Annotated in this window: 7 protein-coding genes; 6 read left to right on the forward strand and 1 reads right to left on the reverse strand. The window is 70.3% G+C overall.

Features of this window, described 5'->3' with window-relative positions; translation table 11 throughout:
- Positions 1–151: 151 nt before the first annotated feature.
- A complete protein-coding gene (gene eccCa / locus ACLVWQ_RS27795) occupies positions 152–4,219 on the reverse strand; it encodes a type VII secretion protein EccCa (RefSeq protein ID WP_414111926.1) in 4,068 nt (1,355 codons plus the stop codon).
- Between the two features lie 428 nt (positions 4,220–4,647).
- Between eccCa and eccD the strand changes: the two genes are divergently transcribed.
- The 6 genes from eccD to ACLVWQ_RS27825 all read left to right on the forward strand — a co-directional run bounded on the left by eccD (position 4,648) and on the right by ACLVWQ_RS27825 (position 13,917).
- On the forward strand, positions 4,648–6,048 hold the full coding sequence (gene eccD / locus ACLVWQ_RS27800; RefSeq protein WP_414111927.1) for a type VII secretion integral membrane protein EccD: 1,401 nt from the start codon (positions 4,648–4,650) through the stop codon (positions 6,046–6,048).
- A gap of 45 nt (positions 6,049–6,093) precedes the next feature.
- On the forward strand, positions 6,094–7,731 hold the full coding sequence (gene eccB, locus ACLVWQ_RS27805; RefSeq protein ID WP_414111928.1) for a type VII secretion protein EccB: 1,638 nt from the start codon (positions 6,094–6,096) through the stop codon (positions 7,729–7,731).
- A gap of 470 nt (positions 7,732–8,201) precedes the next feature.
- Entirely contained in the window at positions 8,202–8,537 is a 336-nt protein-coding gene (locus tag ACLVWQ_RS27810; protein WP_414111929.1) for a hypothetical protein, read from the forward strand.
- A gap of 94 nt (positions 8,538–8,631) precedes the next feature.
- Complete coding sequence (locus ACLVWQ_RS27815; protein WP_414111930.1) at positions 8,632–8,940, forward strand: WXG100 family type VII secretion target; 309 nt, start codon at positions 8,632–8,634, stop codon at positions 8,938–8,940.
- A 395-nt stretch (positions 8,941–9,335) separates the two neighbouring features.
- Complete coding sequence (locus ACLVWQ_RS27820; protein ID WP_414111931.1) at positions 9,336–9,803, forward strand: type VII secretion system-associated protein; 468 nt, start codon at positions 9,336–9,338, stop codon at positions 9,801–9,803.
- Between the two features lie 130 nt (positions 9,804–9,933).
- Entirely contained in the window at positions 9,934–13,917 is a 3,984-nt protein-coding gene (locus ACLVWQ_RS27825; protein WP_414111932.1) for an AAWKG family protein, read from the forward strand.
- The last annotated feature ends 188 nt before the right edge of the window (positions 13,918–14,105 follow it).

Genomic DNA, 14,105 nt, shown 5'->3' on the forward strand with positions numbered 1-14,105 from the left:
CTGGTCGCGCAGTTTCTCGCGCCCCTCGAAGGCGGGGCTGCGCCCGCGCCCCTCGAAAAGGGCGGGCGCAGCCCCGCTTTTCAGGGGCGCGGGGAACTGCGCGACCAGCCCCCACGCACCCGCACCCGCACCCGCACCCGGCGACCCCCTCCTACGTCTGGCTCTCCTCCACCAGGGCCGTCTGCATCAGCCGTGCCCGCCGGCGGGCGATGTGCAGCGCCCGGCCCGGCGGCAGGTTCAGCGGCTTCGCGTTGCCGAACAGGCGGCCCTCCGTGGGCGGGCAGGAGAGCAGCACCGCCGGGTTGTTCGCCTCGTCGAGGCGCCGGATGAGCGCGTCGCTGAGCCCCCGCCCCGCCCCCATCGCACTGCGGGCGACCACCACGTGCAGCCCCATCTCGAAGCCGAGCGTCAGGCTCTCGAAGAGCGGCTCGAAGGGACTCTGGAAGGAGTTGCCGGTGACCATGTCGTAGTCGTCGACCAGGACGAACAGCCGCGGCCCCGTCCACCAGTCGCACTGACGCATCCGGGCCGGCGCGATGTCCGCACCGGGCACCCGGGTCTTCAGCGCGCGAGCGGCACCCTCGATCGTGTCGTTGAGGTTGTCCAGCGAGATGACGTGCCCGATGCGGTACTCGTCCGGGATGGCGTCCACCAGCGCACGGCGGTAGTCCACCACGATGATCTTCGCCTCGTTCGGGGCGTACCGCTCGGTGATGCCCTTGGCGACGCGCCGCAGCAGGTTGGTCTTGCCGCTCTCGGTGTCGCCCACCACGATCAGGTGCGGAGTGCGGCTGAAGTCGTGCCAGACCGGCTCCAGGGTGTCCTGGTCGATACCGAGCGGCAACCGCATACCGCCGCCCTCGGTGGACTCGGGCGCGGGCATCTCGGAGAGCGGCAGCCGGTGCGGCAGCATCCGGATCTGCGGGGCGGGCGCCCCCGGCCAGTGCCGGGCGATCTCGGAGACCAGATGCGCGACACCGTCGCCGAGGTCGTCCAGGGAGCCGCTGCCGTCCAGCCGGGGCAGACCCGCGAGGAAGTGCATCTTGCTGTCGGCGGTGATGCCCCGGCCGCCGCTGCGCGGCACCGAACGGGCCTTGCGGGTGTCGATCTCGGAGTCCATCGGGTCACCCATCCGCAGCTCCAGACGGGTGCCCGCCTGGTCGCGGATCTGCGCGGACAGCTCCACCCAGCGGGTGGTGCTGATGAGCAGGTGGATGCCGTAGTTGAGGCCGCGGGCGGCCAGTTCGTTGAACTTCGGGATCAGGTCGTCGTAGTCCTGTCGGACCGTCGACCAGCCGTCGACCACCATGAACACGTCGCCGAACGCCTCGTCGGGGAACTCCCCGGCGGCCCGGCGACGGCGGTAGGACTGCATGGAGTCGATGGTGTGGTCCACGAAGAACTGCTCGCGGCGGGCGAGCAGCGTCATGACCTCGGCGACGGCCCGCTGCACCCGCTCCGGGTTGAGCCGCGGCGCGACCCCGCCGACATGCGGGAGCGCGGCGAACTGCGAGAGGCCGCCACCGCCGAAGTCGAGGCAGTAGAACTGGATCTCGGCGGGCGTGTGGGTGAGGGCGAGGGCGCCGATGAGGGTCCGCACGACGGTGGACTTGCCGCTCTGCGAACCACCCGCGACGGCGATGTGGCCACCGGCGCCGGACAGGTCCACGACCAGCGGGTCACGGCGCTGCTCGAAGGGCTTGTCGACCAGGCCGACCGGCACCCGCAGCTTGCCGGTGCCGGGCCAGCCCGCAGCGGTGAGCCCGCGCTCCGGGTCGGCGGTGATACCGGGCAGCAGGGCGTCCAGCGGCGACGGCTCGTCCAGCGGCGGCAGCCACACCTGGTGGGCGGCGGGGCCCGAGTCGCGCAGCCGGTCGAGGGCCACGGCGAGCAGCGTCTCCTCCTCCTCGTCCGACTCGGTCTCCGGCTCGGGTTCGGGCGCCGCCTCCAGGGTGCGCGGCACCACCCAGCCACTGGTCCACGGCACGACCTGACTGGCCACCCGGGCCTGGACCACCGCGCCCGTACGACGCCGGTAGGTGCCCGAGGAGTAGGCGGCACGGAACCGGGTCAGCGACTCCACACCGGACTTCAGATAGCCGCTGCCGGGCTGGCCGGGCAGCTCGTAGGCGTCCGGCACCCCCAGCACACCGCGGCTCTCCATGGCGGAGAAGGTCCGCAGGCCGACCCGGTAGGAGAGGTGGCTCTCCAACTGGTGCATACGCCCCTCGTCCAGGCGCTGCGAGGCCAGGAGTAGATGAACACCGAGTGAACGTCCGAGGCGGCCGATCATCACGAACAGGTCCATGAACTCCCGGTGCGCGGAGAGCAGCTCGCTGAACTCGTCGACCACCACGAACAGGCTGGGCAACGGGGCGAGATCGGTCCCGGCGGCGCGGGCCTTCTCGTACTCCAGGGCGGAGGTGTAGTTGCCCGCGGAGCGCAGCAGCTCCTGGCGGCGCATGAGTTCGCCGTGCAGGGCGTCCTGCATGCGCTCCACCAGCGCGACCTCGTCCGCGAGGTTGGTGATCACGGCGGAGGTGTGCGGGAGTTCCTCCAGGCCGAGGAAGGTCGCGCCGCCCTTGAAGTCGACCAGGATGAAGTTGAGGGTCTCGGAGGAGTTGGTCAGGGCGAGCCCCAGGACGAGGGTGCGCAGCAGTTCGCTCTTGCCGGAGCCGGTGGCGCCGATGAGCATGCCGTGCGGGCCCATGCCGCCCTGCGCGGACTCCTTGATGTCCAGTTCCACCGGGCGGCCGTCCACGCCCACCGCGACCGGGACCCGCAGCCGGCCGGAGCCGGAGTGCCGGTCGAAGAGCGTGGCCGGGTCGTGCCGGTGCAGGTCGGGGATGCCGAGCAGGGTGGTCAGTTCGACATCGGCGTCCAGCGGCTGCGCGATGTCGGTGCCGAGGCTGATCCGGCGCGAGGTCAGCAGCCGGGCCAGCGACTCCGCGCCGAGCGGGCCGAGCCGGTCCGGGCGGCCGAGCGGCACGGAACGCTCCTTGCGGCTGCGGTCGGTGCGCACCAGGCTCACCTCGTCGGGGCCCACGGTCAGCCGCAGCGTGTTGCGGCCGGGCCGCCAGCGCAGCGCGCCGGAGACGTCGATGACCACGGCGTTGCGGTAGCCGTGTCCCTCCCAGCGGTGGCTCTCGGGGACGTTGACGCCGTCCAGGACGATGACGGTGTACGGCTCGTCGCGGCTGGGCCGGGCATCGGCGTCGAAGCCGGGCCGCTCGGCGAACTCGGCGCCGAGCAGGTCGTCCAGCTCGGTGAGTTCGGCGGTGATGCGCCGGACCTGTCCCGCGCCGTCCTCCTCGTGCGGATGCAGCGCGTGCGGCAGCCACTTGGCCCACTCCCAGTCGGGCCGCCGCTCGTCGCTGACACAGAGGGCGAGCCACAGCTCCTCGGGCGCGTGGAACACCGCGAGCTGCGCGAGCGCGGCACGCACCAGGGCCCGTACGTCGTCGGTGCCGGTCTCGGCGGCGGGATCGCCCGCGGCCTCGCCGCCCGCGACGGGCGCGGCGGTGTCCGGCTCGGCGGGCTCCTCGCCCGTGGCCCCCTCGGGGCGCAGCAGGATCCGGGCGGAGGAACGCAGGTAGAGGCCCAGGGGCTGCTCGGGGATGGTCGAGTAGGCGCGGACGAAACGGCGCAGGGCGTGCGCGCAGAGCGGTTCCAGGTCCTCCACCGGGCGGGTGGAGACCGGGTTCAGGCTGAGCGCCAGCTGCTGCTCGCCGACCGCCAGCCGGACCTCGCCGAAGTCCTCGTCGGACGGGCGCCGTTCCCACAGCCGTGAGGTGCGGGCCACCGAGCGGAGCGAGGCGGGCTCGGGGTGGCGCCAGGCCAGCGCCCGCTGCTGCTCGGTGATGGTGGTCCTGACCCGCTTGCGGATCTGCGCCAGATAGCGCAGGTAGTCGCGGCGCTCACCCTTCAGGCGCTGCTTGCGCTCGCTGGAGCGGCGCATCAGCTGCCCGAGCAGCATGGCGCCGGCGGAGAGCGCCATGACGCCCATCGCCAGATACATGAAGACGCCGTTCCCGCCACCGGGGCGCAGGAACATCAGCATCATCGACACCGACATCAGAGCCATCGGCAGATAGGTCCAGATCGCCGAGGTGTCGGGCACCGTCTCGGCGAGGACCGGCGGCTCCTGGAGGGTCAACTGCCCCTCGGGCATCTCCGGTCCGCGTCTGCGGGCCGGCCGGCGAAACAGCACGACACTCAAGGAACAAAACCTCCGGTTTCACTGGCTTTCCGGCCCACACCGAGAAATCGGTGCACCCTGTAACGGGAAAGACCGCACAGCACTGATTCTCCGGGGTACCGCATGACGCGATGTACGCCGGGTGAATGTTTCGAGCGGATAGCGGGGGACGGTCAACTCCCGTGACGGATCCCGTGATGGACAAGTCCATGCCGGACAAGGAGTCCGGTCCGCAGCGCGATCCGGCGGGTGTAGGCAGTAGTCTGCATTCACGGAACGCGACCTGTCCATGCGGGAGAGGTCGGGAGAGGTGTCGCCGGGCGTGCGGACCCAATTCCGTCGCCCGACCCCCCGGTTCCTGGCCTCGTGGGCCTTTCGTACTCTTCGCACATCCCCTCTCCGAGGGGAGTCTCCTGTCAACGCTTTTCCGGAAGACGAGAGTTCAGCTGATGACCGACAGCGCGGTGGCCGAACTGTGCCGCCTGACCGTACGTGCGCCGAGCGTCTCCGTCGATCTGGCCGTGCCCGCCGACGTGCCGGTCGCCGATCTCCTGCCCACACTGCTGCGCTATGTCGGCGAGGAGACCGAGGAAGCCGGCCTCGACCACGCCGGCTGGGTGCTCCAGCGGCTCGGTGACGCCCCCCTCGACGAGGAGACCACCCTCGCCAGGGCGGGGCTCGCCGACGGCGCCGTGCTCTACCTGCGCCCGCACACCGAGGCGCTGCCCGAGGCACGGCTCGACGACCTGGTGGACGGGATAGCCGACACCGCGGGCCGCCGGCTCCAGACCTGGAGCCCGGAAGCCGCCCGCGGCCTGCTGGTGGGCACCGCCGTGGCGACCGTGGCCGTCGCCCTCGCGCTGGTGCTCTGGCCCGGCGCGATCGGCTCCTCGCAGGCCGCCTGCGCGGCCCTGACCGGCCTGTTGCTGCTCGCGGGCGCGGGCTCGGCCAGCCGCGCGGTCGGCGACCGGCTCTCCGCGACCGCGCTCGGCCTGCTGGTCGCGCCCTGTCTGGCACTGGCCGGCTGGCTGCTGCCCGGCGGCGACCTGACCGGCCCCGACGCGACCCAGGTCATCGGTGCGCGACTCCTCGCGGCGGGCGCCGCGGGCGCGGGCGGCGCGGTCCTCGCACTCGCCGCCACCGCGGTCGGCGCGCCGGCCCTGCTCGCCACCGCCGTGGTCTCGGTGGCCGTCGCCATCACCGGGGCCCTGATGGGCTACACCGACCTCCACGTGCCGGCCGCGGTGGCACTGGTCTCGGCGTTCGTCGTGCTCAGCGCCAGCGCGGTCGCACCGTTCGCCTTCAAACTGGCCGGGATGCGGCTGCCCTCGCTGCCGTCCTCCGCCAGTCAGCTCCAGGAGGGCATCGACCCCTACACGGGGAGCGACGTCGCCGAACGCACCCTGCTGGCCGGCCGCTGGGTCACCGCGCTCTTCGCGTCGTCCGGCATCGTCGCCGCGGGCGCCCTGGCCGTCCTCACCGAACACCCCAACCTGCCCGAGGTGCTGACCTCCCTCGTGCTGAGCCTGCTGCTGCTCCTGCACTGCCGCGGCCTGGTGCACATCGGACAGCGTCTGACCCTGGCCGTACCCGGCGTCCTGGGGCTGCTGCTGCTGGCCCGTGCCTGGGCGGTGGACCACGAGGGCGACGGACGCCTGGTCGTCTTCGTCGTCCTGCTCTTCGCCGCCGCCGGGTTCGTGATCGCCTCATGGACGGTGCCGGGGCGCCGGGTGCTGCCCTACTGGGGCCGCGCGGCGGAACTGACCCACACCCTCTTCGCGGTGGCGCTGCTGCCGCTCAGCCTCTGGGTGGCGGGACTCTTCGGCTGGCTGCGCGGCCTGTTCGGCTGAGCACACCCGTACGCGGGGACATGGAGAACGAGTTGAGGAGAGGCTGTGCAGTCCAAGCGCGACCAGGTACACGCCCACACTTTCATGATGGGCAGGCTCAGCTCGGGCCTGCTGACGGCCGACCCGGACGCCCCGGAGAGCCCGCTGGGACGCACCACCCGCGGCGTGGTCTTCGGGATCCTGGTGACGGTCCTGCTCAGCGCGGGCACCACCGTCTACGGGCTGCTGCGCCCCGGCGGGAACGACAGCTGGCGCGACGGTGAGCACCTGGTGGTCAACCGCGACACCGGCGCCCGCTATCTGTGGACCGGCACCGACGGCGTACTGCACCCGGTGCGCAACTACGTCTCCGCGCGGCTGATCGGCGGCCCCGACCTGGAGACCGCGGACGTACGCACCCCTTCGCTGCAGGACGTCCCTGTCGGCGCCCAGGTCGGCATCCCTGGCGCACCGGACACCGTGCCCGAGCCCGGCCGGCTCGACAGCGACGCCTGGCACCTGTGCGTCACCGGGCCGGGCGGGGCGCTGCCCGACACCTCCGGCGTCGTGGCGACCTCCGGGGTGGACAAGCCGGGGGCGACCACCCTGGTGGCCGGGGCGCCCCTGGACTCCCGTGGCATCGGCGGCGACAACGGGGTGCTGGTGAGCGGCCCGGACGACACCGAGTACCTCGTGTGGCGGGGCAGCAGGCTGCCGCTGGACCGCAAGTCCGACGCCCGCACCGCCCTCGGCTACGGCTCCCAGGACGCGATGCCCGTCTCGGCGGCCTTCCTCGACGCGCTGGCACCCGGTCCGGCCCTGAGCCCGCCCGCGGTGCCCGGACGCGGCGAGGCGGGCCCCGAACTCGGCGGTGAGGCCAGCCGGATCGGCCAGCTCTTCGAGGTCAGCGTGCCCGGCGGCGGCAGCACGTACCACCTGCTGCGCAAGGACGGCCTGGTGCCGCTGACCCGGCTCGGCGCCGCCCTGGTGCTGGGCGACCCGGCCACCCAGAAGGACGCCTACCAGGGACAGTCGCCCGAGGTGCGCAGCCTCGGCGCGGACGCGATTCGCGAGCACCGGGCGAAGGACTCCGACACCGCCGGATCCGCGGAGCTGCCGGACAAGCCGCCCGTCCCGCAGTCCGCGCCGCGCGGCACCGCGCTGTGCGCACAGGTGGACGGCGACGACGGCGGCGCCCGGATCAGGTCGGTACTGGTCCCGGTGGCCTCGCTCGCCCCGGTCGCGGCGCCCGCGGGCACCGCCCAGCCGATGATGCCCGCCTGTGTCCCGACGGACGCCACGGTGGTACGCCCCGGGCACGGCGCCCTGGTACGGGCCCTGAACGCGAGCGGCGCCGCACACGCGGGGACCACCTACCTGGTGGCGGAGAACGGGGTCAAGTACCGGGTCTCCGCCAAGGACTCGCTGGCGGCGCTCGGGTACCAGGCCGCGGACATCGACTCGGTCCCGGCACCGCTGCTCGCCGCCCTGCCGACCGGCGCGGACCTCGACCCGGCCGCTGCCTCGGGCGCGGCGGACCCCAAGGCCACGGCTCCGGAGTGCGGCACCTCCGGCAAGCCGGGCGAGCGGCTGGAGAGCGCGGATCAGGATAAGACGGGTAAGGCGGTTAAGGCGGACAAGGTGGATAAGACGGATAAGGCAGATACAGCGGTCACCGCTCGCACAGCCGACACCGCGCCCTGATCGCAGCAAGGTTCACATACGGCGTCAAAGAAAAATAAATGGGTGAGGGCGGGTGAATTCCGAGCCGAACTCGGCGCCGAACGCGCCGAGTCGGCGAGGTCGTCGCGCGTAGAGCGTGGTGTGAACCTCAGGAAAAGCTCAGATATTCTGTCGACCGCACCCGGAGAACCCGCGGATACGCGGTCAATGCCGGTTGCGGTTCTCAGTCGTGACCGTTCGGCTCCTTCGCGTGACCGTTTTCCGCCCGTGTCGCGTGGATCCGTGGATGGTTCGAGTTCCGCTGCCCGGCAGACCGTGCGAGACATGTTCATCTGTCTGAAACTTCCGTACAACTCCCGTGCCGCGCAAGAATTCTCGTGACCTGACCGAAGCTCAAATCTTGCCTTCTTGCGTTGCGCGGAATGCTGGGTTCTCTTTAGCCTCAGCGGGCAAGGGTGCGACGAGACTCGCCTGAACGAAGGGAACGTGACATGGCTGACAGCGCCGCAAGGAAAGCGGACTATGCCAAAGGCTTGGGGGGCGTCTCCTCCCTGGAGTCGGCCCGGTCCCAGGTTGAGAGGGTCCAGGACAACGTCGGCCAGATCGCCGCGCGTTCCGGTGTGGGCGGCGACGAGGGCCAGGCCCTGCTGAAGCTCTTCCGCAGCTGGAACGCCGAGGCGCAGAAGGTCGTCATCCAGATCAGCAAGATGGTCGACGCGCTGCAGGAGAACGTGACCTCCGCGGACCGTCTGGCGAAGGAGAACCAGGACCTGACCGAGGTCCTCAACAGCAAGACCAGTCAGGGCGTCTTCGAAGCGCTGAGCTGACCCACCCCCCACCGCGGCACCGGCCCCTGTTTCGGCGAGGCCGGACCCGTGAGCTTCCCGGGCCCTGGCGCCCGGCGACCTGAGAGGAGACGTCATGGCCGACGGCATCATCGACGTTCAGTACCCCAAGGTTCAGCAAGCCATCGAGGAGCTGAAGGAGCAGACCCAGCAGATCATCACGACCCTCAACAACCTCGAGGACGAGCTGAAGCCGCTCATCATGTCCTGGGAGGGCTCGGACCAGGAGATGTACCGAGGCGTTCAGGCGGAGTGGGACCAGGCCACCAAGAACATGGCTCGCCTGCTGGGCGACAACGGTGAGCTGATCCAGTCCATCCACGACAACCACTCCCGCGACGAGCGCAAGAGCGCCGACAACTGGGGCAACGTGCGGGCCCGCTAGGTCCTCTCGTCTCGTTCCCGCTGTCGCGTTGCCCCTGTCGTGTTCCCGTCGTCCGTCCGGAGGACAGGTCCCGCGACGGGAGTGCGCGCACGGCGTCGCCCGGCCGGAGAATCGTTCGTCCTGCACAGTGGACGGGCCCCAGCGGCCGGTATGTGTGAGCGGAAGGTGCCGGGCCGGCCGCATGGCAGTCCCATGCGGACGGCCCGGCGACCCGGCAGGGCCCCGCCCGAAGAGTTCCGGGGCGCATGTGCCGGACCGCACCGGGCAGTCGGGAATCCCCGGTGAGACCCGGTGTGCCACCCGGCACACGGACCCATGGGTCCGGCAGTCGCCCGTCCCCGGGCGCCCGCCGGGCCACCCCCCATTCCTGGCACCAAGCGGCAGGAGAGCGTCCCATGGCCGGTGAGAAGGCCGATGTCAAGCATTTCGACTTCAAGCAGATGGAGAACTTCCGGGACAACGAGGTGCAGCCGGTGTACACCGCCGCGAAGAAGCACCGCGAGGAGGGCGACGGATCCACGATCCGCCCGCTCGGCGATCTGATCGACGGGCACACGACCCCGGACAACCTCGACCAGACCAAGCAGCTCCTGCGCATCGGCAAGATGGTCAGTGAGCCGCTCGTCTCGGGGCCGACGCTGATCGAGGGCGTCCGCACCGCGGCCGAGGCCGTCGACAAGCTGCTCGGCGACCAGATGGAGCTCTTCAAGGAATTGAAGGAGGCTCTCACCGAGACCATCGACGAGGCCAACAAGACCAAGAACAAGAACATCGACGCGATCGACGCCGAGACGCTGCTCCAGACCTTCGACGAGGTCGACGTGCTCACCGCCGGTGGCAGCGAAGAGGAAGACGACAGCTGAGAGACCGCGCCGAGCGTGCCGGCAGGAGCCACGGCCGCCCGGCGCGCCCGCGTGACCCACACCCGGCCGCACCCCCGTACGGGAGACGGTGCGCCGGCCCTGACAGCAACCGACCAGAAAGGGCCCCCCGGTGGCCGATCGGTACGATCCCAAATCCGGCGAGAACCTCGACAAGTTCGACAACGCCGGCGACCCGTCGACCGACACCTGGGCCACCCTGGTCACCCACATCACCGGCTATCCCGTGCCGGACCGCAACACCGTCTTCGACACGCTCCGCTCCGACCACGGCGGCAAGCTCTTCCGGATGGACATCAAGGAGCGCAGTCTCAGCCTGGCCGTCAAGGACTCCGGTTTCCTGACGAACACCGGCGAGGACTACGACATCTACTTCTTCGACGGCGGCAAGAAGACCAAGATCATGCAGGCCCGGATCGTCTTCGAGGGCCGTGTGAAGGCCGGCGAGGAGATCATCTTCGCCGGCCCCGGGTCGGACAACGTGAACGACGCCCAGGTCCGTGAAGGCAACGAGTTCACGGACTACAACAAGGACAAGATGAGCACCGTCGCGCTCGCCCGGTACATGAACGGGCCGCGCACGGCACTCATGGCCCTGCTGGGCGGCGGCACGCAGGACGCCCGGTTCAGCAACATGAGCGTGGGCGGGTCCGACGCGGTCGACCTGAACTCCTTCAACACCACCGGGGAGTCCTTCGATTTCGCCGCGAAGTTCTTCAAGGACCACGCCGTGGTGCTGAAGGACTGGGAGGACCGGTTCGGCCGGGACGACGCCAGCTGGAAGGGCGAGGCCGCGGAGGTCTTCCGCAGCCTGCTGACGAAGATCCGCGAGAACTACGACAGTTACGTCGAGACCTTCAACTCCACGCCCAGCGCGGGCGAGGGGACCGGGGCCGGCAGCACGGTGTACTCGCGCGCCCTGTCGCAGGGCCGCAAGTACCTGGAGGACTCCGCCTCCAAGCTGCTGGACGCCTGGCTCGCCTGGGCCAAGTCCCCGTACTACGACCCGCATCAGGTGCTGCGCTACACCCTGGACGACCTCGCCCAGTGGGCGGACGCGAACAACGTAGCCAAGACGAACATCACGTCGACCACGAGCCGCTACAGCACGACGGTCCGGCACAACCCGCAGGCGGGTTTCTCCCAGGTTCACCCGGAGTACGGCGACCTCACCGACATCGCGAACTGGGCGAAGGTCGGCGACGCGGCGGTCAAGGTCTGGAACCAGGGCGTCAACGAATATCTGGGCAAGCCCGCCGCCGAGGTGCAGTCCAACCTGAACAACCACTTCCTCGACCTCAGCTCGGACTTCTCGGACAACGTGCCCAAGCCGAAGTCCACCGACACGGCCTCGGACGAGTACGAGAAGAAGAAGCTGGAGGAGGAGAAGGAGGAGATCAAGAAGGAGAACGAGGAGAACAAGAAGTACCAGGACGAGCTGCGCGCGGAGCAGGAGCGGCAGCGCGAGGAGGACAAGAAGTACCAGGACGAGCTCCGTGAGGAGCAGAACAAGCAGCGGGAGGAGGACAAGAAATATCAGGACGAGCTGCGCGAGGAGCAGAACAAGCAGCGCGAGGAGGACAAGAAGTACCAGGACGAGCTCCGTGAGGAGCAGAAGAAGGAGCAGGAGGAGGCCAAGAAGCTGCAGGAGGACCTGCGGCTTGAGCAGAACCAGCAGCGCGACGAGGACAAGCAGTACCAGGACGAACTGCGTGAGGAGCAGAAGAAGGAGCAGGAGGAGGCCAAGCGCGAGGCCGAGGAGCAGGCCAAGGCGATGGAGGAGAGCCTCGGCGGTCTCAACGACCCGAACAACCCGAACAACCCGCTCAACGAGCAGAACCTCGACGGCCTTGATGAGTTGCTGAACCAGAACAACCAGGACCCGAACCAGAACCCGGTCACCGAGAGCCTCGGCGACATCGGGGACGTGAACAACCAGGGCGGCGGCGGCCCGCTGCCGGTCACCTCGCAGAACCTGGGCAACTTCGGCGGGTTGAACGGCGGGAGCGGCGCTTCCCTCCGGACCCCGACCGGTGGCAACACCCAGGCCGGTGACGGCAAGCTCACCACCGACTTCCCGGACGGCAGCAGCACCTCGTTCGACCCCGACAGCGGGCTGCTCACGACCACCTCCCCGAACGGCACCGTCACCACGCAGGACCTGGGCAACGGCCTGGAGGTGACGAACCCGGACGGTTCGGTGACGTCCCTGGGTGACGACGGCAAGCTGACCACCACGTTCCCGGACGGCACCACGCAGACCGTCGACCCGGCGACCGGCCAGGCGATCACGACCAACCCCGACGGCAGCACCACCACGACCGACCTGGGCAGCCTCGACGGCCTCAACAACGGCGCCGGCGACGGCGTGCTGGACAGCCCGACGGGCGGCAGTACGCAGCTGACCAGCGGTGGTGATCTGACGACCGACTTCCCGGACGGCAGCAGCACCTCGTTCGATCCGGACACCGGGGCGTTGACGACGACGGCTCCGGACGGTTCGGTCACCACGCAGGATCTGGGGAACGGCCTGGAGGTGACGAACCCGGACGGTTCGGTGACGTCGCTGGGTGACGACGGCAAGCTGACGACCACGTTCCCGGACGGTACGAGTCAGACCGTGGACCCCTCCACCGGCCAGGCGGTCACCACCAATCCGGACGGCACGACCACCACCGAGAACCTCGGCAACCTGGGCGACCTCAACAGCGGCGGCATCGACGGGGTGCTCGACACCCCGACGGGCGGCAGTACGCAGCTGACCAGCGGTGGTGATCTGACGACCGACTTCCCGGACGGCAGCAGCACCTCGTTCGATCCGGACACCGGGGCGTTGACGACGACGGCTCCGGACGGTTCGGTCACCACGCAGGATCTGGGGAACGGCCTGGAGGTGACGAACCCGGACGGTTCGGTGACGTCGCTGGGTGACGACGGCAAGCTGACGACCACGTTCCCGGACGGTACGAGTCAGACCGTGGACCCCTCCACCGGCCAGACCGTCACGACGAACCCGGACGGCACGACCACCACCGAGAACCTCGGCAACCTGGGCGACCTCAACGGCCAGAACGACTTCGGCTCGGACCTCAACACCCAGTCGTTGACCGACCTGGGCGACCTGGGCGACCTCAACAGCGGCCAGGGCCTGGACACCCCGACCGGCGGCAGCACCGGGATCGACGACGCGGGCGACTTCGCCACCACGTTCCGGGACGGCAGCACGGGCACCTTCGACCCGGACACCGGGACGTTCACCAGCACCGACGCCGACGGCACCACCACGACCACCGACCTCACCCACGGGGCGGAGGTGACGAACCCGGACGGCTCCACCACCCGCCTCGACAACGGCCTGCTGACCACCGACTTCCCGGACGGCAGCACCCAGGTCATCGACCCGGAGACCGGTATCGCCACCGTCACCGACGCACAGGGCAACACCGAGACGGTGAACCTGAACGACCTCAACCGGCCCGGCGACCTGGACAGGTCGGACCTGCTCGACAGCCTCGACAACAACGGCACCGTCTCCCAGAGCGTGCCGCTCTCCGAACTGGGCCTCGGCGGCGGCTCGAACTCCGCGTTCTCCGGCGGCGGCCTCTCCGAGAGCCTGGACCCCCTGTCCCCGGGGGCGCCCGGGTCGTCGGACGTCTTCAGCGGGACCGGTGTCGCACCGCTCTCGGACAGCGCCGCCGTGGGTACGTCGTTCGCTCCCGCCGCCTCGTCCGGCACACCCGGTGCCCCCGGAACGCCGGGCAGCCCGGGTATGCCGATGGGCGGCGGCATGGGCGGTGCGGGCGGAGGCGGCGACAAGGGCAACGGCGAGCGGGTGCGTACCGTGCTGGTCGACGCGGCCGAGGAGAGCGAGCGCCGCAACCGCAGGCGGCGCAGCGCGTGGCACCGCCAGGAGGACAGCGACACCTTCCTGTCGCCGGCCTCCCGGGTGACGACCACCGGCGGCGGTGCCTCCTCCGAGGAGGAGACACCGGCGGAGGCGGGCCGCAGGTCCACCAGTTCCGCCGACTACCTGGAGGAGGACGGGGACGTGTGGGGCACGGAGGAGGGCGGCACCCCGGCCGTCATCGGCCGCTGACCACCGGGGCGAGACGAACAGCACCCGGCACCACCTTCCGCATCGGGCTCTCACCAGGCAAGATCAGCGGGACAGTTGACGACGGGGGCCAAAAGCCCCCTGAGTCGGCCCCCGGCCCGGACACACCGTCCGGACCGGACACACGGAACACATGAACCGGACACACGGACCGGACACACACCGGATAC

This window comes from Streptomyces sp. CWNU-52B, from assembly GCF_047444975.1.
GTDB lineage: Bacteria > Actinomycetota > Actinomycetes > Streptomycetales > Streptomycetaceae > Streptomyces.